The following is a 22,824-nucleotide window of genomic DNA, read 5'->3' as shown; positions in this document are numbered from 1 at the left end:
GCCAAGACGGCCTCACGTGCCGCGTTCGCGCAGCACACCGACGAGTTCACGCACTCCCAGTGGTGTGCGAAATCGCCACAAACCTATACCGAATACGGAAAATCCCATGGTGATGGCGACGGCAAGTCCGACGGCCGTGTCACCTGCCAGCAGCCTGGCGGGAAGGACCAGCGGCACCGTGAGACACAGGCCGGTGGCCGTGGCCAGGAGGTATCCGTTGTCGACGACCGTGAAGCCCGGATGCCGCCGCACCAACGCGGCCGCGACGAGGTTCTCAACAACCGTCGCCGCCCCCCAGGACAGGGCGGCTCCGAGGACGCCCAGACGGGGGACCGCGAGGAGGCCGACCGTCAGCTGCACCGCGAACGCGACACCGGTGACCCCCAGGTGCCAGGAGCTCTTGCCCGCCATGAGCAGCACCGTCTGGGCGTTTCCCACCCCCACGTTGACCGCCGAGGCGATGCAGAGCACCACGAGCGCAGCCGTCCCCTGCTCGAACTCCGGGCCGAACAAGGAGAGTACGGTGCCCGGGAAGCTCGTGAGCAGGACCAGCAGCGGCCAGGAGAACAGCACGATCCAGCGCGTCGAGACCTGGTACAGATGGCGGGCCTGCGGGATGTCGTTCAGGGCGAGCAGACGGCTGATCTCCGGAGCGACGGCCAGCCTGACGGCGAGTTGGAGGAGCGTCGCCGCGATGACGACACGGCCCACCGCGGTGTAGATGCCCGCCTCTTCGCTCGTCGCCAGGCCGGACAGCAGGATGACGCCCACCCAGACGGCGCTGATGTCGAAGACGGAGGAGACCGCCCGGGGCGCGGCGAACGCCCAGAACCCCCACCGGGCGGCGGCCGTTTCCTGTCCGGAGGCAGGTCTCGGACCCGTCCGGCGGCATCTGCGCAGGGCGAGACAGGCGATGACGAAGCCGGCCAGCGAGGGCACGAGCCAGGCGGCGGCCAGACTCAGTACTCCTGGAGCCAGCAGCACGACCGGTACGGCGATCAGCACACGCAGCACCGGTTTGCCGATCTGCTCGACGCCGACGAACGGAACGACGGTGCCGTAGCCCTGGGTGGCGCCCAGGAGAAGCAGGGTGACCGTGGCCAGGGGGAGGAACAGGGCGAACAGCCGGACCAGGGTCACGGCGTCCTCCGGGTCGAGATTCGGCAGCAGCGAGGTCGCCGTCCAGGGCGACAGGAACAGCAGCGCGGCGGCCGCCGTGCTCGCCACGGCTCCCGGCAGGATCGCGCTGCGCAGCAGTGCGCCCACCTCGCGGCCACCGGTGGTGGCCAGGTCACCCGAGACGAAGCGCACCAGCCCGGTGTCGGCGCCGAGCTTGCAGGTGTTGCAGAGGATGGTGAAGGCCGCGACGCCGGTGAACACCGCTCCCGCCCCGTACGCCCCGAGCCCGCGGGTGACCAGCGTGACCAGGACATAGCCGAAGACCGCGTTGACCGCCGAGCCGAGAAAGCCCCACCACCCGCCACGTGCGGTGGCCGCGACCCCGCATCGCACGGTCGACCCGCCGGTGGCGGGGGTGGCCGTACCGGAGGCGCTCACCGGGAGGCGGAGAGCGTGTCGTCCTGCACAGGCACAGTCGGCTTGTCCACGGCGTCCTCGGCAGGAGTGGGCGGCGTGGGCGAGACCCACCCCCTCGTACGAGGCACCCGGTCGCTGCCCATGAGACGGTGCCGCAGGCCGCGCCGGGCGCCGTCGTGGAGCACCGCGCCCACGATGTGACCGCCCAGGCAGCTGACCAGCTCGTGCACCCGCTTGAGATCGTCGCGCCTGATGTCGTCCAGACCGCCCACCACGAGGACGCCGTCCACGCATTGGGCGAGCGCCAGTCCGTCGCCGTGTTCCAGCAGAGGCGGGCTGAGGAAGAGCGTCGGCCCTCCTGATTCCGCGGACGTCCGGGCACGCGCGGCCGTCGGGACCCCGAGTCCGTCGTCGCCGGGGCAGAGCGTGAACCGCCCGGCTGTGCCCGCGTCGACGACCAGTGCGCCCTCGGGGTCGGCGGGCACGGAGTCGTCGGCCACCAGCGGCAGTCGCGCCGACAGGCCGGATGTGTGCGCGGTGGCGTCGACGAGCAGTACGTCGTCACCGGACTCGGCGAGGGCGGCGGCGAGATTCACGGAGACGGCCTCGGCACCGCGTCCCCGCTTCGGCGCCACGATCATGAGCGTGCCCACGCCGGTACGGCCGTCGCCGCCCCGCAGGCGGAAGGCAAGGGTGCGGTACGCCTCCGCGCGACTGCCGTCGGCCCTACTGCCGTCGGCCCGGCCGACCTCCAGCACCGCGCCGTCGGTGCCGGGGGCCGGGAGGATTCCCAGCACCGGGGCCCGCAGCGCCCGTTGCACCTCGCCGACCGAGCGTGCCCGCGGCTCCAGGGCCGATCGCAGCGAAGCGAGCACGCAGCCCAGCACGAGGCCACCGATCAGGCCGAGTGCGATGAGCCAGGCGGGGCCCGGTCCCGAGGGCCGCGCAGCCGGCTCCGCCCTGCGGACGATGTCGCCGCCGGAGGTGTCATAGGCCCTGATGTCCGAGACCCGCTTCTGCAGTGCGGCGATCTGTTCCCTCAGGCCCGCGTTGCGGGCGGGGGGCCCGTCGGCCTTCTTCTCGTTGATCCGGTCGGTCAGCACGGTGATCTGCCGCTCCAGTCCACCGGTCATCCGCAGGACCATGGCACTGGACCGGTCCTGCCGATCGGCGAGGTACGCCGCCGCGAACGCGTTGGCCGCCCGGGCCGCACCCTTCGCGGTGTCGGCGGTGTACTCGAACCGGAGCACCTGGGTGTCCGAGGGATGTGTCACACGCAGGTCCGTCAGCAGGGCATCGGCGCGGGAGGGGTTCCGCAGTGCCGTCGCCGCCCGGGCCGCCACGGTCGCGCTGAGCGCGATCTGCCGTTCCGTGCCCATGCTCACCTGGTTGTCGACGGCCACCCCGAAGGTGCTGAAGGGGTCCGTTCTGGAGCGGACGAGCACCTCGCTGGTGGAGGTGTAACGGTCACCGCCCAGCAGGACCAGGAGCACTCCACCGAGCAGCCCGAGGACGACGCCCAGCACGATGGTCGCGCGGTACCTCAGGATCAGGCGCACCTGGTCGCGCAGCTGGTCAGGGTCGTCGTACCGGCCGTCGAAGCCGGCGGGGCTGGTCACGGATGCCTCCTGTGTCCGGGGATGGGTGCACGGCCCGTGGTCACGGTCGGCCGCACCGGTGACGGGAACCTGGCCGGCCCGGTGGCGCGGGTGGTGATGAAGAACGGCACGATCAGGAGCAGCAGCAGAGGTGCGACGATCGCCATGAGACTGCCGCGCAGGAAGATCAACTGATAGAAGGCGAAGGCGGGCACGAGCAGAACCGCCAGCGTGCTCTGTCTGTCCCGCAGTCGTGCCCTGATGTCGTCCATCCGCCGTCCGGCCGCGCCCAGCAGACAGAAGACCGCGGCGACACACAACGGGCCGCCCCACAGATAGCTCTCGATCCACAGCGGCGCGGAAAGGTTGTGGAAGTCGTAGCCCGCGTACTGCGCGAATTCGATGCCCGTGGCCTGCGGTTTTCCGGGCCACATCGAGCGGGGGATCACGACCAGGATCACGCCGAGCAGGGCCGACGGCGAGAATCCGTTTTCCTGGACATAGTCGATACCAGTCTGCATTTGCTGAAAAGCGTCGTAATCCATATTTACACTGAACTGCTCCGCAAGCGCCACGACTTGCACCGCTTCACGTTCGTCGTAACGGAAGTAGTCGCTGTACGGAAAAGCGAAGAGCACCACGGTCGTGATCGCCGCGGCGATGAAGCGAAAGGCTCGCGGCGTGCTGAAGCGACGCCACGAGAAAAGCAGGACCAGAAGGACGGTGCCGGCCCAGAAACGCGGCCTGCTGATCGGATTGTTGACGATCACGTTGAGGACGAGCAGGGCCGGGAGCACCATCCAGCGGATCGCGCGCACCACCCGGTCACCCCCGGCCAGGCGGGGCAGGTGGACCATGGCGACCATGGCCCAGAAGGCGGGGACGGCGAGGCCCCAGGCGCGCAGCGCATGCGCGGTGTCGGACTCGGCACCCTTCTGCCACAGCGCCTGTCTGCTGGTGAAGAAGGCTCGCAGCCCTCCTTCCTGCCCGGGGATCAACACGACCGCGAGCAGGAGTGCCAGGCCGCACAGCAGGAGCACGGGCAGCGGAGCGAGCCTGCGGGAGAGTAGCGGTTCGAGCACGACCGACCTGCCGCCCTTGCGCCCGGCGGCGAGCGCCGCCCCCGCGCTGTAGGCGAGGAGCCCGAGTTCGGTCAGCGTGGCGGCCGCAAAAGCAGTCGTCTCACCCGTGCGGTACTCGAGCGGATAGGTGTCGGTGGCGAGCATGGCGAGCGGTGCCAGTCCGAGCCACACATAGGCGAAGAGCCAGAAACCGAAGGCGACCAGGCGCACCGACGTGTCCGTGAGCACCCTGGCGAGCCCCACTCCGGCATGCGTCACGACGACGCACTGCACGGCGAGCGCGGGCCCGAAACGCGTATCGATGTCCTGCAGGATCAGCGCCGGCAGGAAGGCCACGAAAAAGAGGGCACAACAGCACACCGCTGCCACGCAACGATTTCGACTGCCTCGCACCTGCACCCCCAACGAGCGGGCAAAACGGAATAAATCGGCCGTCGACAGATTTATAGCCTGAAGGCTTGCCCGATCGCCTGTATTTCAGAGGGGTGTTTCAATTGACGTAAATTGCTATGAGTTCACAATCATCACTCGCCGGTGCGGACCACTGCCCGCAGGATTTCCTCGAATTTCGAAGCACACCCTTCCAGGGCGAACTCCCGCTCTGCCAGGGCCCGGCTCTCCTTGCCCAGCGACTCCGCGCGCACCGAGTCGTTCAGGACCTCGCGGACCCACCTGGCCGCGTCGGCCAGCGAGGACTCCTCAGGGGCGAACACCGCCGAGCCGGCCTGCCGGAGCAGCTTCGCCGCGAGGTTGTCCTCGGGCATCAGGCCCAGCACCGGGCGCCCGGCGCACAGATAGGACAGCGTCTTGGAGGGGACCGAGAACTCTCCGGCGTCCGCCGTCAGAAGGACGACCAGTACATCGCCCGTGCCCAGCACTTCGGGCAACCGGTCGTAGGGCTGGAAGGGCAACAGGGTCAGCTCGACACCACGGGCGGCGGCGGCCTCCTTGATGACCGGCACGGCGGGGCCGTCGTTGACGACGACGAGACGAACCCGTTCGCCCTGCTCGCGCAGCGTCTCGACCAGGCGGACCAGCAGGACGGGGTTGTGCTTGAGGCCGATCGTGCCCGAGTACAGCACCGTCCGGACGCCGGTGAGGCCCTGCTCCTGCGACCACGCGTTGGCGCGGGCCACGGGGAGGATCTCGCCCAGCGGCGCCCAGTTGGGAATCACGGTGACCTTGTGGGCAGTGCCCCACTCGCGGTGGACCCGCACGAACGAATCGGCGATCACCACGATCGCCGAAGCCCGTCGCGCCGACCACTTCTCGCCCCGCTCGATCACTGTGGCGGCGACACCCATCAGCCTCGACACACCGGCGGCGGCAAAGCTCTTGAGGGCGACTGCGGTGATGTCCTGGTGCCACAGCACCCACGGGATGCGCTGCGTCTCCAGCGCCGCGGCCGCCACGACCAGGGCCGGGATCGGCAGGTTCGCCAGCATCGCCACGTCCGGCTTCTCGCGCCGTACCTGTCGGGCCAGCTCCAGACCCAGCCGCGTCTCCTGGAAGAGCCGTTGGACGTAGGCGCCCTTGTCCAGCACGACGTGGTCGCCGATGGTGACGAAGCGCAGGCCGGTGACCGCGTCCTCGGCCAGGTTGCCCTTCCCGGAGACGTATGCCGCGCAGGTCGAGTGCAGGACGTCATGACCGCGCTGCGCCAGCTCACGGCTGAGCTGCGCCTGGAACGGGTGCCCGCTGTAGTCGTGGACGAGGATCCTCATTGGCTGCTCTCCCGGCCGGTTCGAGGGATCAGGAACGGGCGAGCTTGACCTGGTCGTAGACCCAGGCATAGGTCTTCTCCAGACCCTCGGCCAAGGGGATCGACGGCGTCCAGCCGTGCAGTTCGCGGATCAGGGTGTTGTCGGAGTTACGGCCGCGGACGCCCTGGGGCGCGTCCAGCTGGTACTTGCGCTCGCAGCGGATGCCCGCGATCTCCTCGACGATGTCGACCAGTTGGTTGATGGTGACCAGCTCGGAGGAGCCGATGTTGACGGGGACACTGCTGTTCCCGCGCATGAGCATCTGCGTGCCGTGGAGGCAGTCGTCGATGTACATGAAGGAACGGGTCTGCCGGCCGTCGCCCCAGATGTCGATCCGGTGCTCACCGGAGAGAACCGCCTCGGCGATCTTGCGGCACACGGCGGCAGGGGCCTTCTCGCGGCCTCCGGTCCAGGTGCCCGCGGGGCCGTACACGTTGTGGTAGCGCGCGACGCGGCAGGTGAACCCGTAGTCCTCCTCGAAGTGGCGGCACATGCGCTCGGAGAAGAGCTTCTCCCAGCCATAGCCGTCCTCGGGCTGTGCCGGGTACGCGTCCTCCTCCTTCAGCGCGGTGACGTTCGAGGTGGTCTGCTTGTCGGCGGCGTACACGCAGGCGGACGAGGAGTAGAAGTAGCGCTCGACACCGGCCTCCTGCGCGGCCTTGAGCATATGGGTGCTGATCAGCACCGACATCATGCAGGCGGCCTTGTGGTTCTCGATGAATCCCATGCCACCCATGTCGGCGGCCAGCATGTACACCTGGCCGACGTCCCGGACGGCCGCGCGGGCGTTGTCGAGGAGCGACAGGTCGGCGACGACGTTCTCGGCGGCGCCGTGCACCTGATGCCATTCATGCTGGGGCTTGATATCGACACACCGCACTGTCAGCCCCTGGGACAGGAGATCGGCCGCGAGATGCCCACCGATGAATCCTCCGCCCCCCGCGACAACGACATCCACCTGCCTGCTCATGGCAGCTCCTTCTGAAAAACCGGAATCCGGATGGAAGGTTAATCACCGTTTGCGACCTTTCATGCGATATGCCGCGCGTTTCTGCATGACAAAGCGCCTGATGCCTCCGTCCGAGTTCGCGTCAGGAAAGCTCCCGGAGCCATTTGGTGAGGAACGCCGGCAGCAGCAGCACATGGGCCGCGAGCAGGAGGGTGTACAGCGCGAGGAAGAGCTGCCGGCTGCCCAGGAACAGAAAGCTCAGGCACAGCAGGCCGTAGTCGACGGGCAGCAGCGCCACGGCACGTGCAGTGGACGGCCGGGGCACCGGTCCGGGCGGCGTTTCCTCTCCTCGCCTTCTCATCTGTTCCGTAAGAATCCCCCCGAAGAACAGCAGCACCGCGGCGAACTGGAAGACGACCGGGAGCAGCAGAGCGGGCAGCGGCAGGTCGAAGAAGCGGTAGAAGGAAATCAGCACCGCCGCATGGATGCCCAGGAGTTTCGCGCAGTCCACCACATGGTCCAGCCACTCTCCGGAAAGACTGGTCGACCGGTACAACCGGGCCAGCTGACCGTCTGCCGAATCGAGTGCGAAACCGAGCAGCAGAGCGAGTGAGACCCACTGTCCCAGCGCGCGCGAAGGCGGGTGCAGAGCTGTGGCGAAAAGAGCCGCGAAGGTGATCAGGGCACTCACGCCCGTCACGTGGTTGGGCGAAAGCCCGACACGGTACGCGGCGGCAGCGAGCAGTCTGCCGGCCGGCCGGTTCACGAACCGCGTGTAGACCGAAACCCCACGAGGGGGTTTCTGCGCCTTCGAAAGCTGCCGCAGCGTACTGGAGAAGTCCATTCCCTGACCTCGTGCGTGAAGGGACGGGAGAAACAACCACTGACCGAATCCTCAGAGACATACGCGCGCGAGGATGACGAAATACGGCCAGTACTGTTCTGTCGGCCGATGATCGGCCACGGACGGCTGGCTGAGAATGGAACCCATGCTCCGAACGTAGGTGTCCGGCACCGCCTCATCTGATCCGACCAGCGGAATGTGCACGGTATCCATCCGATCGGCCGCAGGATTCATGCGGGAGTCGTCGGCTCTTCGGCGAGCGCAATCCGCCCTGGGGAGCATCCACAGCTAGTGCGGCAGCGGGGCCTGGCACACACCCCGATAGATCGTCTCCAGCCGGTCCGTCACCGAGTGGATGGAGAACGCCTCCGCGACGGCACGATGCCCCGCCTCCACAAGGGCACGCCGCCTGGCGTCGTCGGTCAGCAGAGCGCACACAGCGTCCGCCATCTCCCGGGGACTGCCGTCGGTGACGACCGCGGCCTTACGGCGGGCCAACTCGTCCGCGATGCCGCAACTGTCGGTGCACACCACGGGGGTGCCCGCCGAGAGGGCCTCCATCACGGTCATCGGAAACGGTTCGTCAACGCTGGGCAGCACGTACACCGCCGCCCTCGCGTAAGCCCGTACCGCCTCCGCGTGCCCGAGCGCCCCACGGTAGGAGACGACACCCTGCAGTCCATGAGCGGCGATGAGTTGACGCACTGCCGGCAGCACGCCCTCATCGGCGCCGTACAGAGTGAAGCGGGCGTCCGGCATCCTCCGGTGCACCAGGGCGGCCATCTCGACGAACGCCTCCGGACGCTTGCGCGGGTGCAGCCTGGCGAGGAAGAGCACCTCCCGGCGGGGCCGCTCCACCGTCTCCCCTGCGCGTTCGGGGCGCACCCCGTTGGGAAGGGCCACCAGCGGCGGACCGCCCGCCCCGATGACCTCGGCGACGGCCCGACGCTCGTGCTCGGTGAGAACCAGGCAGCCACGCGCCCGACGCAGAAGAGGCACGTACACCCGGTCGAAGAGCCTGACAGCAACCGCACGCCGCGGCTGCACCATGCCATGCGTCTGTGTGACGAACTTCTTGCGGCGCAGCGCGGCGACAGTGAGCGCCGCGATGGAGACAAGGTCGCGCCCCGCGTGGACATGGACCACATCGGCCCTGCCCATGGCGTTCCACATGTCCCTGACCAGCAGCGGATGCATCAGCCCGGTGAAGCGTCCAGGGAGCAGGGATCGGGCCGGGCGGGTGCGCAGCGGCACCGAGCCGATGCGGCCCGGCGCGGGGGACGCGCCTCGCCACAGGGACAGCAACGTGACCTCATGGCCTCGGGCAGCGCACTCCTCGAGCTGCCCGGCGGCCACGCTCGTCGGACCGCCGTACGCCCCGTCCTCGCTGACGAGTGTCACGACATGGACGACCTTCATGCCGCGGCCCCACCACTGGCAACCGCACCACCGACGACCGCACCACCGACGACCGCACTACCGGCGACCTCACTGGTGACCACCTCACCAGGAGCGATGTCGCGGTGGGCGACCGCCGAGGCACCCACCACCGCGCCACGGCCGACGGTCACACCGCGCAGTACGACGGCCCGCGCGGCGACCCAGGACCCGGGCTCCAGGCGGATGGGACCGTTGTCGAACTCGAAGGTACGGCTGTGGCGTTGGTGGCTCCCCGTGCAGAGCAACGCGCCCTGCGAGACACACACGTCGCTGCCGATCGTGATCTGCTCAAGGTTCAACAGCCAGGCCCCCTCACCGATCCACACGTCGTCGCCGACGCACAGCCGCCAGGGCCAGTGCACACGAACGCCGTGCCGGATCAACACCCGCCGCCCGATCCGCGCGCCGAAGAGCCGCAGCACAGCGGGTCGCCAACGAGCCGGGAACCACCACTTGGCGAACACGAGGTGGAGTACGGCGAACCAGGCGGCCTGGACGGGCAGGGGACGCCCTTTGTCGTACCCCGCCTTCGTGAAGCCCCGCAGGGAACGCTCGAAGGCAGCCCTGTGCTCGGACTGGCCGGTGCGGATGCCCGCGCCAGGCGGGGCTGCGGTCTCAGCCATGGCGGTAGCCCTTCCCGAAATGGGAGATATATGCATTTACATCTACTTACTATGAACGCATTGGATGAACCAGCACATCACGCGTGTCGCCAACGGGCTTGACCGCACGGCGGAGCCGCTGTCGCCCTGTCGGACGCTTCATGCGACCCCCGCGTACACCCATCAGGTGAGCCCGACCGCCCATGGTCCGGACCCTGCCCCGCACGCCGCACCGACACGCGGCGACGCCCAGCACCCTCGCCCCCCCATGGGGCCCCTGCACACTTCATCGCACTTTCACATGATCTGACGGTTTTTCACCCTACCGGTGCTCATTTGGGTACCGGATGGCGCACGAATGAAGAGCAGTGACGCGTGACTCCGCTCTGACCATGGAAATGATGCTGCGCCCGGCGATGGATGGCCGCCACCACCCGAATTGCCAGCGGAAATGGCGAGAGTCCGCCAGGGCGCACTCAGGTACATCCCGAAGAGGAGGAGTACGCGTTATGCGAGTAACCACTCGAGCCAGTCGCGCGACCACCGGAAAGAGACGAGCGGCGCTGGGAGCGAAGGTGGTCGGCCTCGGCCTGACCACGGCACTGGCGGTCACCTTCGCAGCCGGCCCCGCGTCGGCTCAGCCGGGGCCCCCCAGCGACTCCGGCGAGCAGCCGGTGGAGGTGGCGGGCAACCCGACCTTCACTACGCTGCCCACCACCATCACCCCCTTCGACTGCGACCGGACGGTCAAGGTCGAGCCGGTGACGGCGGGGTCGTTCGGGGACGACGACGAGGTCACCATCTCGAACATCGGCACCGACAACACCTTCGACTTCGAGATCTCCGACGACTTCGCCGCCATCGGCGTCATCGTCAAGGGCGGCCCGAACGCCAACCTCTATGACTACCGGCCCACGGGCATCCAGGCGGACCAGGACCTCCACGCGCCGCTCAACACGAGCAGTGCGCCCCCGGACGACTTCTACGGCCTCAGCCACATCGACTTCTGCCTCGTCGAGGACGGCGCCAACACCTGACGCGTCCCACTCGCCGGAAAAGCAAAGGGGCCCGTACGACCGAAGTCGTACGGGCCCCTTCAGGAGCTCGCGCTGGAGCTACCAGGTCAAACCAACAAGCTTACTTGTTGATCTTGGTGACCTGACCGGCGCCCACGGTCCGGCCACCCTCACGGATGGCGAACTTCAGGCCCTCTTCCATGGCGACGGGCTGGATGAGCTCCACCTTCATCTCGGTGTTGTCACCCGGCATGACCATCTCGGTGCCCTCGGGGAGGGTCACGACGCCGGTCACGTCCGTCGTACGGAAGTAGAACTGCGGACGGTAGTTGTTGAAGAACGGCGTGTGGCGGCCACCCTCGTCCTTGGACAGGATGTAGGCCTGCGCCTCGAACTCGGTGTGCGGGGTGACCGAGCCCGGCTTGATGATGACCTGGCCGCGCTCGACGTCCTCGCGCTTGATGCCGCGGAGCAGCAGACCGACGTTCTCACCGGCCTGGCCCTCGTCGAGCAGCTTGCGGAACATCTCGATGCCGGTGACCGTGGTGGTGGTCTTCTCCTGCTTGATGCCCACGATGTCGACGGTCTCGTTGACCTTCAGGACACCACGCTCGATACGGCCGGTGACGACCGTACCGCGACCGGTGATCGTGAAGACGTCCTCGATCGGCATGAGGAACGGCTTGTCGACGTCACGCTCGGGCTGCGGGATGTTCTCGTCCACGGCCTTCATGAGCTCGAGGACGGTGTTGCCCCACTCCTTGTCGCCCTCAAGGGCCTTGAGCGCCGAGACCTTGACGACCGGCAGGTCGTCGCCCGGGAACTCGTACTCGGAGAGCAGCTCACGAACCTCGAGCTCGACGAGCTCCAGGATCTCCTCGTCGTCCACCATGTCGGCCTTGTTCAGGGCGACGACGATGTACGGAACGCCGACCTGGCGGGCCAGGAGCACGTGCTCCTTGGTCTGCGGCATCGGGCCGTCGGTGGCGGCGACCACGAGGATGGCGCCGTCCATCTGGGCAGCACCGGTGATCATGTTCTTGATGTAGTCCGCGTGACCGGGGCAGTCGACGTGGGCGTAGTGACGCGTCTCGGTCTGGTACTCGACGTGCGCGATGGAGATGGTGATACCGCGCTGACGCTCCTCGGGAGCCTTGTCGATCTGGTCGAAGGCCGAGGCCTCGTTCAGGTCCGGGTACGCGTCGTGCAGCACCTTGGTAATGGCGGCCGTGAGGGTCGTCTTACCGTGGTCGATGTGACCGATGGTGCCGATGTTGACGTGGGGCTTAGTCCGCTCGAACTTCGCCTTCGCCACGGGGTCCTCCTGTGGAGTGGTTCTGAACGCCTTGCTTCATCGGCGCCAGGTGATCTTTGCTGGAAAGCCCGGGGCCGGGGGCATTTCCCCACGAATGCGGGTGAATACCCCTGGCGGCTCCGGAGTCAAGCCTAAAGCGTGTGAACGCGGAGCGTTACTCGCCCTTGGCCTTCGCGATGATCTCCTCGGCGACGTTCCGCGGAACCTCGGCGTAGGAGTCGAACTGCATGGAGTAGCTGGCACGGCCGGACGTCTTGCTGCGCAGGTCGCCGACGTAACCGAACATCTCCGAGAGAGGCACGAGGCCCTTCACGACGCGGGCACCCGCCCGCTCCTCCATGGCCTGGATCTGGCCACGGCGGGAGTTGATGTCGCCGATGACCTCACCCATGTAGTCCTCGGGCGTGGTGACCTCGACGGCCATCATCGGCTCAAGGAGCACAGGGCTGGCCTTGCGCGCGGCCTCCTTGAAGGCCTGCGAACCGGCGATCTTGAACGCGAGCTCGGAGGAGTCGACCTCGTGGTAGCCACCGTCGATCAGCGTGACGCGCACACCGGTCATCTCGTAGCCCGCGAGGATGCCGAACTGCATGGCCTCCTGCGCACCGGCGTCGACCGAAGGGATGTACTCCTTCGGGATACGACCACCGGTGACCTTGTTCACGAACTCGTACGAGGCGTCGCCGCCCTCGATCGGCTCGATCGCGATCTGCACCTTGGCGAACTGGCCGGTACCACCAGTCTGCTTCTTGTGCGTGTAGTCGACGCGCTCGACGGCCTTGCGGATCGTCTCACGGTAGGCGACCTGCGGCTTGCCGACGTTGGCCTCGACCTTGAACTCACGGCGCATACGGTCGACCAGCACCTCGAGGTGCAGCTCGCCCATACCACCGATGATGGTCTGGCCGGTCTCCTCGTCCGAGTGGACCTGGAAGGAGGGGTCCTCCTCCGCGAGACGCTGGATGGCGACACCCAGCTTCTCCTGGTCACCCTTGGACTTGGGCTCGATGGCGACCTGGATGACCGGCGCCGGGAAGTCCATGGACTCCAGGATCACCGGCTGCTTGTCGTCGGACAGCGTCTCACCGGTGGTGGTCTGCTTCAGGCCCATGACGGCGACGATGTCGCCGGCGCCCACCGACTCGATCTCCTCACGCTTGTTCGCGTGCATGCGGTAGATCTTGCCGATGCGCTCCTTCTTGCCCTTGACGGAGTTCAGCACCGCGGTGCCGGACTCCAGGCGACCGGAGTAGATCCGGACGAAGGTGAGCTTGCCGAGGTGCGGGTCGCTCATGATCTTGAACGCCAGCGCCGACAGCGGCTCGTCGTCGGACGGCTTGCGCTTGACGACGACCTCGGGGTCCTTCACGTCGTGGCCCTCGATGGCCTCGACGTCAAGCGGGGTCGGCAGGTAGCGCACCACCGCGTCGAGCAGGGGCTGGACGCCCTTGTTCTTGAACGCGGTGCCACAGAACACCGGGGTGACCGTGGTGTCGCTGGACTTGCCGGACGCGATGGTGATGCGACGGATCGCGGCGTACAGCTGCTCCTCGGTGGGCTCCTGGCCCTCCAGGTACAGCTCCATGATCTCTTCGTCGTTCTCGGCGACGCCCTCGATCAGCTTGCCGCGGTACTCCTCGGCAGCCTCGGTGTGCGTGGCCGGGATGTCGACGACGTCGTACATCTCGCCCTTGGCGGCCTCGGCGGACCACACGAGCGCCTTCATGCGGACCAGGTCCACGACGCCCTTGAAGTCGGCCTCGGCACCGATCGGAAGCTGCATGACCAGCGGCTGCGCACCAAGGCGGTCCGAGATCATGTCGACGCAGCGGTGGAACTCGGCACCGGTGCGGTCCAGCTTGTTCACGAAGCAGATGCGCGGCACGCCGTAACGGTCGGCCTGACGCCACACCGTCTCGGACTGCGGCTCGACACCGGCGACACCGTCGAACACCGTGACGGCACCGTCGAGGACGCGCAGCGAGCGCTCCACCTCGACCGTGAAGTCGACGTGCCCGGGGGTGTCGATGATGTTGATCGTGTAGTCGTTGTCCTCGAGCGGCCAGTGACAGGTGGTGGCAGCAGAGGTGATCGTGATGCCACGCTCCTGCTCCTGCTCCATCCAGTCCATGGTGGCAGCGCCGTCGTGGACCTCACCGATCTTGTAGCTGACGCCGGTGTAGAAGAGGATCCGCTCGGTGGTGGTCGTCTTGCCCGCGTCGATGTGGGCCATGATCCCGATGTTGCGGACCTTGGCCAGGTCAAGTGAAGTGGTAGCCATAAGGCTTCAGTCTTCTCTCGGTCTCGATGGGGTCTGCGACTACCAGCGGTAGTGCGCGAAGGCCTTGTTGGACTCGGCCATCTTGTGGGTGTCCTCGCGCTTCTTCACGGCCGCACCGAGGCCGTTCGAGGCGTCGAGAAGCTCGTTGAGGAGACGCTCGGTCATGGTCTTCTCGCGACGGGCGCGGGAGTAACCGACCAGCCAGCGCAGCGCAAGCGTGTTGGCACGACCGGGCTTGACCTCGATCGGAACCTGGTACGTCGCACCACCGACACGGCGGGACTTGACCTCGAGGGTCGGCTTGATGTTCTCAAGCGCGCGCTTCAGCGTGATGATCGGGTCGTTGCCCGTCTTCTCACGCAGACCCTCCATGGCGCCGTAGACGATGCGCTCGGCGGTGGAGCGCTTGCCGTTCAGCAGCACCTTGTTGATGAGCGACGTGACAAGAGGAGAACCGTAGACCGGGTCGATGATGACCGGGCGCTTCGGGGCGGGGCCCTTACGAGGCATTCTTACTTCTCCTTCTTGGCGCCGTAGCGGCTGCGGGCCTGCTTGCGGTTCTTGACACCCTGGGTGTCAAGCGAACCACGGATGATCTTGTAGCGAACACCCGGCAGGTCCTTCACACGGCCGCCGCGCACGAGCACGATGGAGTGCTCCTGCAGGTTGTGTCCCTCACCCGGAATGTAAGCGGTGACCTCGATCCCGCTGGTCAGACGCACACGCGCGACCTTACGCAGGGCCGAGTTCGGCTTCTTCGGGGTGGTCGTGAACACACGCGTGCAGACGCCACGACGCTGAGGGGAACCCTCGAGTGCGGGCGTCTTGTTCTTCTCGACCTTGTCCTGCCGGCCCTTACGGACCAGCTGCTGGATCGTAGGCACTACTTCTCCGGTTTCTGTGTGCCGAATGGTGAAGCTAACCTGGAACGTCGCCGACCCACGCGGTCGGGTGTGTCGAATCCGGCGGACTTCCGCCGCGAGGCGAAAAGAGCACAGATTACGGTGGCCGCTCACAGCTCGCTATGCGGTTTGAAGGCACGCACGAGAGCCAGGGCACACCCCAGGCACAAGGTCTGAGCGTACCTACCTCATTCGCTGCGGTCAAAACAAATGGGCCCCGCCCGCATCGCCATACGGCCGATGTCAAGACCACCCGACGTGTTCGATCTTCGGATCGGCGATTCGACCACGTCGGAAAGCGAACCGCACACGCCTCGGACCACCCGCCCACGAACCTATGCGGACAGGGCCGCGGCCACGAGCATCAGCGTCACCAGGACCGCCCAGGCGGCGTTCGACAACCACCCGAGCACCAGCCCGGTCAGCGCCAGCGCGTCGCCGCCCTCCCCGGTGCGCCGTATCTCCGAACGCGCCGCATGCCCCAGCACCACCGCCGGAATCCCGGTCAGCCCGAAGCTCACCAGACACAGCACACCACAGACGGCCGAGCCGACCGCCTTCGCGTTCGTCTGCGGCCGCGGCACCGCCAGAAAGGCCCGCGGCACGGGCGTGAAGGGCGCCGGCTGCGGCATGGGGCCCTGGGGCAGGTCGGCTACGAGGAGGGCCAGGTCGCCGACGGTACGGGCGGTGTAGGCCCGCTCGATCCGCTGGTCGAACTCGCTTTTGTCCAGTCGGCCCTCACCGAACCCCGCCCTGAGCACATCCACGGCCCGCTCACGGTCGGCGTGCGAGGCGAGCATTGCCGGGCTGCCCAGGGCAGGCCAGGCCTGCGGGCCATGGCCGCCCTGCCATCTCAGCGGGGCATGGCTCCCTTGCCACGGCCGCGGAGCACCGCTCCCCTGCCACGACGGCTGCGTCATGGAGCACCTCCCCCGTACTGGTCGGAGTCCTTCCATGATGCGCCGAACCGGCATTCCCGGCATCGGGGTCCGACCCGGAGAAAACCCGGAGGCGGCGCCGAGTATCCCTCCTGCACGGAAAGGGTGGCCGCCCCGGAAGGCGCTGCGCCGAGGCACATCGGCCACGGCGGCCGGTTGTCGCCGGCTTCCCGCGTACCCGCTCCAGGTACGTTCACTGGTTGCGGGACATGAGCATCGGCGCAGGTGAAAACGGGGGGCGACAGGCATGGCCGGGAGGCAGACGCACGCCTGGGACGACGACGGCTTCGACGACCGGGTGCCGTTCCTCGCCCGCCTGGAGAAGGACGACCGGGCCGGCCTGCTGGCCACCGGCCGCCCCCTGCGCTACCGGACGCGGGAGGTCATCATGCGGCAGGACGAGCCGTCCGCCCATGTGCTGCTCCTCCTGCACGGGTGGACCAAGGTGACGGCCCTTGCGGCCAACGGGTACGAGGCGCTTCTCGCCCTGCGCGGCCCCGGGGACATCATCGGCGAGGGCGCGGCCCTGAGCAGACGCCAGCGCTCGGCGACCGTCACGGCGCTGGAGCCGGTCGAGGCGGTCGTCGTCGAGCAGAGCCGTTTCACCTCCTTCCTCTCCAGGAATCCCCAGGTGGCCTTGCAGCTGCTGAGCCTGACAACCGACCGGCAGCGATCCACCGACCGCCGCCGACTGGAATGGGCAGCACTCACCGTGCGCGAGCGATTGGCTGTCCTGCTGCTCGAACTCGTCCGCACGCACGGCAACAGGACCGACGAGGGCATCGAGCTCACCATCGGGCTCAGCCAGCAGGAGTTCGCCGGCTCGGTCGGCTCCTCCCGCGAGGCGGTGGCCCGCCTGCTCAAGGACCTGCGCGCACGTGAGGTCGTCGCGACCCGACGCCGGCGCATCGTCGTCCTCCGTCCTGAGGTGCTGCGCCGCATCATCGGCGAGAGCTCTGTGTGACCGCACCTCGTCCCCCTTCTGTGCACACGGTCACAGTTCGTCCATGTCATTGGTCCTCTGACGCGCGCCTCCGGCCAGCCATCGTGCTGGGCAACGCAAACCGAGGCCCGAGAGGCAGACATGACCGACCCCGTGTACCGCACGATCCTCCTCTTCGACATCGAGCAGTTCGGCTCTCGCGACGACGTGGAACAGGCGTTCCTGCGCCGGGTCCTGTACGACGTCGTGGACGCGACGCTGGCCGCCGCCTCCGTCGACGAGGCCACCCGCCTGCGCGCGGACCGCGGCGACTCCGTGATGGCGTTGATCGACACCCAGGTCTCCGTACCGACGCTGGTGAAGGCTCTCCTGACCGAGACCCCCGCCCACCTGCACAACAAGAACCGCCTGATCGCGAGCAGCGCCCAGATGCGCCTGCGCATCGTGCTCTCGTCCGGCTACGTCGCCATCGACGAACTGGACGGCTGGGTCGGCTCCGACCTCAACCACGCGGTACGTCTCCTCAACGCGGACCCCTTGCGTGACGCCCTGAAGCGGCGCGAGGGCGACAGCGTCCTGTGCGTGTCCGACGGGATCTACGAGGGCGTCGTACGCCACGGTCCGCTCGGTGTACGCCCCGAGGACTTCCACCGCATCACGGTGGACACAAAGGAAGGGCCGACGGTCGCCTGGCTGCACGGCCAGCCGGAATCCGCGGACTCCCCCGCAGCCTCCGCCGAAGCCGCATCCGTCCCCGACTCGCCCGGCCCCCAGGGTTACGGCACCCACATCAACGGCGACCAGTACGGCCAGGCGGGCGGAACGCACCACGGCGACCAGACCTTCAACTTCACCCGCACTGCGCGGGACGACGAGCGCCGATGAGCGGCGAAGAGGCAGCGGCCGGTACGGCGAAACCGGCCGAGGAGCCCGCGCCGGACGACGAGCAGAAGAAGCAGGACGAGGCGGACAAGGAACAGGAACAGCCGAGACAGGAGGCCTGGGCCGCCCGCCGGGACCTGATCGCGCACGGCCCGGACTTCGTCTCCACCTTGGTCAGCCGTGACCAGTTCGGCCAGACCGGAGGCACGCACAACGGAGATCAGCACTTCTACTTCGGAGGCCGGGGCGAAGCACCCCGCCCGCTGTCCGGACCGGTCCCTCAGTCGGAGATCGAAGAGCTCACGGAGGTCTTCCGGGGCTGCCACAGTTTCGACGAGGCTCTCAAGGGGCTGCGCGACGACAGGCTCGTCATCCTGTCCGGCGGACGCGAGACAGGCCGCCGGACCGCCGCGCTGATGCTGCTGCACGGTGTGGGCGTAGACCGCATGCGCTCCCTCGATCCCCCCGCGTCGTTCTCCGCACTGGCCGACCAGATGGACGCCTCGGTGGGATATGTCCTGTGCGATCTGGCCGTGAGCCGGAAGGCCCCTCTGCGCGAGGCACAGCTACTGGCGCTGCGAGAGCGGTTGGAGCACACCCGTGCACATCTGGTGATCACCGTCGAGCCCTCGGCGGCACTGGGCGACATCGCGTCCGTACGGTGGGAGCCCCCGTCGGCCGAGGACATGCTGCGGGCCCACATCACGCCGAGGACCGGTGAGTCCGCCTGGCCCGACCTGGCGGGCCTGACGCCGGTGAAGGAGTTCCTCACCCGGTACCACCGGCCCGACGAGATCAGGGAGTTCGCGCTGCGGCTCCTCGCACACCACCGCGGCGAGATCGACGAGTCGAAGCTCGCCGCCTGGGGTGAGACGGCCGTGGCGGCCCAGGTCACCCGCTGGCTCACGGGGACGAAGCCCGACCTGCACGACAAGGCGTTCCTCGTCTCCCTCGCCGTCTTCGACAAGGCGCCGTACGCGGTGGCAGCGGAGCTCGCCGACGGCCTCTTCGTACGTCTGCACAAGATCCAGAATCCCCACGTCCAGCCTTCCGTCCCGGTCTTCGGCAGCTCCCGCGAGGAACGGCTCCGACTCGCTCACGCGGACGGATACCTGACCGCGGAGATCACCGAGTGGGGTCCCCTCGACGGCAAGTTCTGCGCCCGCTTCCGTGACGAACGTACGGCCCCGATGCTGTTGGAGGAGGTGTGGAACCTCCACCCGTCGGCACGCCCCGCCGTCGCGGAGTGGATCCGCAAGCTCGCCGACGACCGCCGGCCCCTGGTGCGTACCCGCGCAGCCTCGGCCGCTGCGCTACTGGCCCGCGCCGATCTGTCGTCCACTCTGGCCCACCTGGTCGAGCCGTGGGCTGACGGCCGTAACCCCCATTCATGGCTCACCGCGGCCAACGCCCTCACCCTGAGCCAGCTGCTGGGGGTCCCCACCGTCTCCCGGATCCTGCACGACTGGTGCACCGGCGACATCCAGAGCCGCCGCTGGACGGCCATCCGCGCCTACGGCCTCCTCGGCCCGGTGCACCATCAGGAGACTCTGGCCGCCCTCGTGGACGCCATGCACCGGCCACCGCCCGCCGAGGCCGAGAGCAGTCATGAGGACGGGGGCTCCGAGGTACCGGAGGAGGCACGGCAGTTCGCCGACGCACTCGAACTCCTGCTCCTCGCCGTGCGGGAGCCCGTACTGGCCGCCCTGGTCGAACTCCTTCCCGTTGATCGCGCGGTCCGCCCGCACGTCCTGCTCGCCTTCCGCCAGGCCTGCAAGCAGACGAAGGATGACGACACCGACCGCCCGCCCGTCCTCCACTGGTACGCGCAGGCCGCGGCTGCCGAGGACACGACGGCCGCTGAGCACCTGGCATTCCTCTGGAACGCGCTGCTGGCCGACCAAGCGCACAACACGCACGCCCTCGGCATCTTGCGGGGCTGGATCCGCAGGGCCGACGACGACCCGGAGGCCGAGTCCGCCCTCTCCTCGCTGCTCACCGCCCTTGTCACCACGCCCACCAATCGCCGACGCGTCGGCCATCTGCTGGACACGGTCCGCGACTCCAAGGGTTCTCGCTCGCCGGCCGCCGTTCGGCTGAGCAAGCACCTCGCCCTCGACTGACCCGCTTTCGGAGGCCCACCATGGAACACCCCGAGCAAGAGCAACTGGACTGGTTCCGGCAGCAGCCTCAGCAGCCCGCCGCCCCGCGCACCGACGCCGACCCGGTCCACACTGTCTGGCAGCTCCCGCGATTCAGCATCGGGAACCGTCGTTTCACCGGGCGCATCGACCATGCCCTGGTCTGTCTGACACGGCGGGGCGAGTACGAGGCCTTCCTGCCACCCGACCGTCCCACGAGCGTGCGGCGCTACGTCGCCCTGTACGAGGTGAACACGGACCCGCACGCCTTCCAACTGAACGTGCCCCTGCCCAGCCTGGTCGACAGCTTCGAGTTCGAGGCCACGGCCGACGTCGGCTGGCGGGTCGTCCATCCGGAATTGTTCGTCCGCAGCCAGGAGCGGGACGTGCCCGGCCTGCTCACGCGGGAGTTGCTGCCCCTGATGCGGAACGCCGGCCGCTGTCATCCGATCGAGGCCAGCGCCGAGGCGGAGCGGGCCGTTCAGCAGCAGGTGGACAGCGCGACTTCGCTCGGCCGGTCTCAGGGCCTGCGGGTCACCTGCTCCATACGCCTGCGCCGTGACGCCGCCGAGCGCTCCCACCAAGCCCGACTGCGCTCCGCCCGGCACGACGTGGAGGCCGCGAAGCCGGAGCACGAGGCGAACCGGCTCCGCGAGGCATACGAGGCCGAGCTCAGGGCCGAGCAGATCAGGTTTTACGAATCCACTCTGGCCAGGGGAGGCACCGCGGCACTCGCGCTGCACCTGGCGGCGCACCCGGAGGAGACCCAGCGCGTCCTGGACCATCTCCAGGCCGGCCAGAACAAGCTGCTGGACACCCAGATGGGCCTGATCAACCAGGCTTTGGACGGCAAACGCCTGGAGGACCACCAGCTCCATGAGCCGCATGAGCTCATCGCCGAGCGAATGAAGACCATCCTGCGGACCGGGGCCCTCTCCAAGGTGGAGGATCCGCCTCAGCCCCCCGTGCTGGAGCCGCGACCGCCGGCGACCGAGTCCGCCCCGGCCGACGGCGACGGGAAATCCCGCACATGAACCCGGCCGTCACACCGCCGGACGACCCCGCAGCGCAGGCGGGCGTCCGGCTGCTCGCCGAGCTCCGCGGCGAGATCACCCGCGCCGACACCAAGGCCACCGTCCTGGTCGGAGCGCTCGGCATCTCGGCGGGCGTGCTGGCGGCGTTGCTGGCCAACCACCGCTGGCTCCCGGCCCGGCTCCCGGGCCCCGCCGCCCTGCTGTGGTGGGCCGGAGCGGTCTCCCTGGTCATCGCTCTCTTCGCCTCGCTGCTGGCGGTGATGCCCCGCTATGGGCGAAGCCGCTGGACGCCCGGTCGCCCGCTCACGTACTTCGGCGACGTACGGCGAGCCGCACGGATCGGCGGGCTCACCGCCGCACTCACGGAGACGGGGCGCGACCCCGTCAGTGGCCTGCTCCTCGCCTTGGCCGAGACGAGCGGCATCGCCTACCGCAAGCACTTCTGGATCCGGACCGGGCTGATCGCCTTCGGCAGCGCCGCAGTCCTGCTGCCCGGGTCGATGCTCTTCGCCTGAACCCCGCCGCTCTGTGCCGTCGGCACTGGAAGGAACAACCATGCCCCTGTCGTACGAGTCCGGGATACCGGAGGAACCGGCCCCCTCCCCGTCGGAACACGACGACGACCTCCCCCCCGCGTCCCGGTCGCATCCACATCAGCGCCCGTCAGCGCGGCGTGGACGTCACCGCCCTCGGCTCGCTGGTGCTCCACCTTCCGCATCTGATCGCTGGCCTGGCCGTTGTCTTCGGGGTGGCGTACGCCGTGGACACCATCAGCGGTCTGCCCTGGTGGGCGCCGTTCGGATGCTGGGTACTGAGCGGTGCCCTGGCCTTCCACCAGCCCTGCGAACGGCTCATGGCCCGATGGCTGTTCGGCCTGCGCCACCCGACCCCGGAGGAGGGCCGGAAGCTGCGGTCCACTTGGCGAGAGGTCACCGCCCGTGCGGGCGTGGACGGCAACACCTACCAGCTGTGGGTCGAGGACGGCGCCGGGATCAACGCCATGGCCGCGGCCGGTCACATCGTCGGTGTCACCAGCCACTCGCTGAGGACCCTGCCGTCCGCCCAGCTCGCCGGCGTGCTCGCGCATGAACTGGGCCATCACACCCGGGGACACGCATGGGCATCGCTGCTCACCTACTGGTACGCCCTGCCGGGGCGACTCACCTGGCGGATGCTGCTGCGGCTGGCCTCGCGCATCGGCCGCCTTCCCGTGGGCGCCGCCGCCGTACTGATCGGTGTGCTGGGCGCCACCCTGGTCGCCCTCGCAACGGCCACGTACGGCCTGGTGTTCCTGCCGCTGGCCACCCCCTACGTGGCGGCAGCCGTGTCCAGGCGTGCCGAGCTCAGGGCGGACGAGCACGCGGCGGGGCTCGGCTTCGCGCAGCAGCTGATCACCGTCCTGCGCGAGGAACAGCAGCGGGAGCAGTCCGAGCGGGCGGCCAGGGGTGTCCCGTTCGGAAGAGAGCACCTGATCGCGCGGCTGCTGGAGTCACATCCGGACGTGCACACCCGCCTGCATCACCTGCAGGCCCGCCTGGAAAGCAGGCGCTGACACGCC

The 22,824-nt window shown here is 68.4% G+C and carries 21 protein-coding genes; 7 read left to right on the top strand and 14 right to left on the bottom strand.

Features of this window, described 5'->3' with window-relative positions; translation table 11 throughout:
- Positions 1 to 12: 12 nt before the first annotated feature.
- The 9 genes from ABIE67_RS27850 to ABIE67_RS27810 all read right to left on the bottom strand — a co-directional run bounded on the left by ABIE67_RS27850 (position 13) and on the right by ABIE67_RS27810 (position 9,835).
- Positions 13 to 1,557: an oligosaccharide flippase family protein gene (locus ABIE67_RS27850; protein ID WP_370262999.1), complete on the bottom strand. Its 1,545-nt coding sequence runs from the start codon at positions 1,555 to 1,557 to the stop codon at positions 13 to 15.
- Positions 1,554 to 3,155 carry a hypothetical protein gene (locus ABIE67_RS27845; RefSeq protein WP_370262995.1) on the bottom strand — a complete coding sequence of 534 codons (1,602 nt, stop codon included), beginning with the start codon at positions 3,153 to 3,155 and terminating at the stop codon, positions 1,554 to 1,556. The genes ABIE67_RS27850 and ABIE67_RS27845 overlap by 4 nt, the downstream gene beginning before the upstream one ends.
- Positions 3,152 to 4,552 carry a hypothetical protein gene (locus ABIE67_RS27840; protein ID WP_370262991.1) on the bottom strand — a complete coding sequence of 467 codons (1,401 nt, stop codon included), beginning with the start codon at positions 4,550 to 4,552 and terminating at the stop codon, positions 3,152 to 3,154. Before ABIE67_RS27840 ends, ABIE67_RS27845 begins: the two co-directional genes overlap by 4 nt.
- Positions 4,553 to 4,740: 188 nt before the next feature.
- Positions 4,741 to 5,940: a glycosyltransferase family 4 protein gene (locus ABIE67_RS27835; RefSeq protein ID WP_370262986.1), complete on the bottom strand. Its 1,200-nt coding sequence runs from the start codon at positions 5,938 to 5,940 to the stop codon at positions 4,741 to 4,743.
- A gap of 28 nt (positions 5,941 to 5,968) precedes the next feature.
- A complete protein-coding gene (locus ABIE67_RS27830; protein WP_370262982.1) occupies positions 5,969 to 6,949 on the bottom strand; it encodes an NAD-dependent epimerase/dehydratase family protein in 981 nt (326 codons plus the stop codon).
- 121 nt (positions 6,950 to 7,070) lie between these two features.
- Positions 7,071 to 7,772 (bottom strand): CDP-alcohol phosphatidyltransferase family protein, encoded by a 702-nt coding sequence (locus tag ABIE67_RS27825; protein WP_370262977.1) that lies wholly within the window; start codon positions 7,770 to 7,772, stop codon positions 7,071 to 7,073.
- A gap of 51 nt (positions 7,773 to 7,823) precedes the next feature.
- Positions 7,824 to 8,006 (bottom strand): hypothetical protein, encoded by a 183-nt coding sequence (locus ABIE67_RS27820; protein WP_370262973.1) that lies wholly within the window; start codon positions 8,004 to 8,006, stop codon positions 7,824 to 7,826.
- Between the two features lie 54 nt (positions 8,007 to 8,060).
- Positions 8,061 to 9,191 (bottom strand): glycosyltransferase, encoded by a 1,131-nt coding sequence (locus ABIE67_RS27815; RefSeq protein WP_370262968.1) that lies wholly within the window; start codon positions 9,189 to 9,191, stop codon positions 8,061 to 8,063.
- Positions 9,188 to 9,835, bottom strand: a complete 648-nt coding sequence (locus ABIE67_RS27810) for a putative colanic acid biosynthesis acetyltransferase (protein ID WP_370262963.1) — start codon at positions 9,833 to 9,835, stop codon at positions 9,188 to 9,190. Before ABIE67_RS27810 ends, ABIE67_RS27815 begins: the two co-directional genes overlap by 4 nt.
- Before the next feature lie 488 nt (positions 9,836 to 10,323).
- On the opposite strand from ABIE67_RS27810, the gene ABIE67_RS27805 reads away from it, so the two are divergent.
- Positions 10,324 to 10,851: a hypothetical protein gene (locus ABIE67_RS27805; protein WP_370262959.1), complete on the top strand. Its 528-nt coding sequence runs from the start codon at positions 10,324 to 10,326 to the stop codon at positions 10,849 to 10,851.
- Positions 10,852 to 10,951: 100 nt separating this feature from the next.
- Here the strand turns inward: ABIE67_RS27805 and tuf are convergent, their stop codons facing one another.
- The 5 genes from tuf to ABIE67_RS27780 all read right to left on the bottom strand — a co-directional run bounded on the left by tuf (position 10,952) and on the right by ABIE67_RS27780 (position 16,248).
- Positions 10,952 to 12,145, bottom strand: a complete 1,194-nt coding sequence (tuf, locus tag ABIE67_RS27800; RefSeq protein WP_030046358.1) for an elongation factor Tu — start codon at positions 12,143 to 12,145, stop codon at positions 10,952 to 10,954.
- A gap of 154 nt (positions 12,146 to 12,299) precedes the next feature.
- On the bottom strand, positions 12,300 to 14,426 hold the full coding sequence (fusA, locus tag ABIE67_RS27795; protein ID WP_274242271.1) for an elongation factor G: 2,127 nt from the start codon (positions 14,424 to 14,426) through the stop codon (positions 12,300 to 12,302).
- A gap of 39 nt (positions 14,427 to 14,465) precedes the next feature.
- The gene (gene rpsG / locus ABIE67_RS27790) at positions 14,466 to 14,936 is read right to left on the bottom strand and encodes a 30S ribosomal protein S7 (protein ID WP_003992340.1); all 471 of its coding nucleotides are present in this window, start codon (positions 14,934 to 14,936) and stop codon (positions 14,466 to 14,468) included.
- A gap of 2 nt (positions 14,937 to 14,938) precedes the next feature.
- Positions 14,939 to 15,310, bottom strand: coding sequence for a 30S ribosomal protein S12 (rpsL, locus tag ABIE67_RS27785; protein WP_003948652.1), 372 nt, complete (start codon positions 15,308 to 15,310; stop codon positions 14,939 to 14,941).
- 353 nt (positions 15,311 to 15,663) lie between these two features.
- The gene (locus ABIE67_RS27780; protein ID WP_370262948.1) at positions 15,664 to 16,248 is read right to left on the bottom strand and encodes a DUF1707 and DUF4190 domain-containing protein; all 585 of its coding nucleotides are present in this window, start codon (positions 16,246 to 16,248) and stop codon (positions 15,664 to 15,666) included.
- A 265-nt stretch (positions 16,249 to 16,513) separates the two neighbouring features.
- Here ABIE67_RS27780 and ABIE67_RS27775 point away from each other — a divergent pair, with 265 nt between their 5' ends.
- From ABIE67_RS27775 to ABIE67_RS27750, 6 genes are all read left to right on the top strand, one after another.
- Complete coding sequence (locus ABIE67_RS27775) at positions 16,514 to 17,230, top strand: Crp/Fnr family transcriptional regulator (protein WP_370262944.1); 717 nt, start codon at positions 16,514 to 16,516, stop codon at positions 17,228 to 17,230.
- Between the two features lie 120 nt (positions 17,231 to 17,350).
- Positions 17,351 to 18,094, top strand: a complete 744-nt coding sequence (locus ABIE67_RS27770) for a hypothetical protein (RefSeq protein WP_370262940.1) — start codon at positions 17,351 to 17,353, stop codon at positions 18,092 to 18,094.
- Positions 18,091 to 20,214 carry a hypothetical protein gene (locus tag ABIE67_RS27765; RefSeq protein WP_370262935.1) on the top strand — a complete coding sequence of 708 codons (2,124 nt, stop codon included), beginning with the start codon at positions 18,091 to 18,093 and terminating at the stop codon, positions 20,212 to 20,214. Before ABIE67_RS27770 ends, ABIE67_RS27765 begins: the two co-directional genes overlap by 4 nt.
- A gap of 20 nt (positions 20,215 to 20,234) precedes the next feature.
- A complete protein-coding gene (locus tag ABIE67_RS27760; protein ID WP_370262932.1) occupies positions 20,235 to 21,266 on the top strand; it encodes a hypothetical protein in 1,032 nt (343 codons plus the stop codon).
- Positions 21,263 to 21,781: a Pycsar system effector family protein gene (locus ABIE67_RS27755; RefSeq protein ID WP_370262927.1), complete on the top strand. Its 519-nt coding sequence runs from the start codon at positions 21,263 to 21,265 to the stop codon at positions 21,779 to 21,781. The genes ABIE67_RS27760 and ABIE67_RS27755 overlap by 4 nt, the downstream gene beginning before the upstream one ends.
- A 158-nt stretch (positions 21,782 to 21,939) precedes the next feature.
- Positions 21,940 to 22,818 carry a M48 family metalloprotease gene (locus tag ABIE67_RS27750; RefSeq protein WP_370262923.1) on the top strand — a complete coding sequence of 293 codons (879 nt, stop codon included), beginning with the start codon at positions 21,940 to 21,942 and terminating at the stop codon, positions 22,816 to 22,818.
- Positions 22,819 to 22,824: the final 6 nt, after the last annotated feature.

It is taken from the genome of Streptomyces sp. V4I8, assembly GCF_041261225.1.
Classification (GTDB): domain Bacteria; phylum Actinomycetota; class Actinomycetes; order Streptomycetales; family Streptomycetaceae; genus Streptomyces.
Note: the sequence above shows the minus strand (reverse complement) of the source record. Positions and strands in the feature narration are given on the sequence as shown.

Bases quoted from the DNA above. Each gene is read 5' to 3' on its own strand.
- ABIE67_RS27765 (WP_370262935.1), top strand. From the start codon at position 18,091: ATGAGCGGCGAAGAGGCAGCGGCCGGTACGGCGAAACCGGCCGAGGAG.
- ABIE67_RS27820 (WP_370262973.1), bottom strand. From the start codon at position 8,006: ATGAATCCTGCGGCCGATCGGATGGATACCGTGCACATTCCGCTGGTC.
- ABIE67_RS27755 (WP_370262927.1), top strand. From the start codon at position 21,263: ATGAACCCGGCCGTCACACCGCCGGACGACCCCGCAGCGCAGGCGGGC.
- ABIE67_RS27815 (WP_370262968.1), bottom strand. From the start codon at position 9,191: ATGAAGGTCGTCCATGTCGTGACACTCGTCAGCGAGGACGGGGCGTAC.
- ABIE67_RS27825 (WP_370262977.1), bottom strand. From the start codon at position 7,772: ATGGACTTCTCCAGTACGCTGCGGCAGCTTTCGAAGGCGCAGAAACCC.
- ABIE67_RS27770 (WP_370262940.1), top strand. From the start codon at position 17,351: ATGACCGACCCCGTGTACCGCACGATCCTCCTCTTCGACATCGAGCAG.
- ABIE67_RS27775 (WP_370262944.1), top strand. From the start codon at position 16,514: ATGGCCGGGAGGCAGACGCACGCCTGGGACGACGACGGCTTCGACGAC.
- fusA (WP_274242271.1), bottom strand. From the start codon at position 14,426: ATGGCTACCACTTCACTTGACCTGGCCAAGGTCCGCAACATCGGGATC.
- ABIE67_RS27780 (WP_370262948.1), bottom strand. From the start codon at position 16,248: ATGACGCAGCCGTCGTGGCAGGGGAGCGGTGCTCCGCGGCCGTGGCAA.
- ABIE67_RS27810 (WP_370262963.1), bottom strand. From the start codon at position 9,835: ATGGCTGAGACCGCAGCCCCGCCTGGCGCGGGCATCCGCACCGGCCAG.
- ABIE67_RS27835 (WP_370262986.1), bottom strand. From the start codon at position 5,940: ATGAGGATCCTCGTCCACGACTACAGCGGGCACCCGTTCCAGGCGCAG.
- ABIE67_RS27760 (WP_370262932.1), top strand. From the start codon at position 20,235: ATGGAACACCCCGAGCAAGAGCAACTGGACTGGTTCCGGCAGCAGCCT.
- ABIE67_RS27805 (WP_370262959.1), top strand. From the start codon at position 10,324: ATGCGAGTAACCACTCGAGCCAGTCGCGCGACCACCGGAAAGAGACGA.
- rpsG (WP_003992340.1), bottom strand. From the start codon at position 14,936: ATGCCTCGTAAGGGCCCCGCCCCGAAGCGCCCGGTCATCATCGACCCG.
- ABIE67_RS27830 (WP_370262982.1), bottom strand. From the start codon at position 6,949: ATGAGCAGGCAGGTGGATGTCGTTGTCGCGGGGGGCGGAGGATTCATC.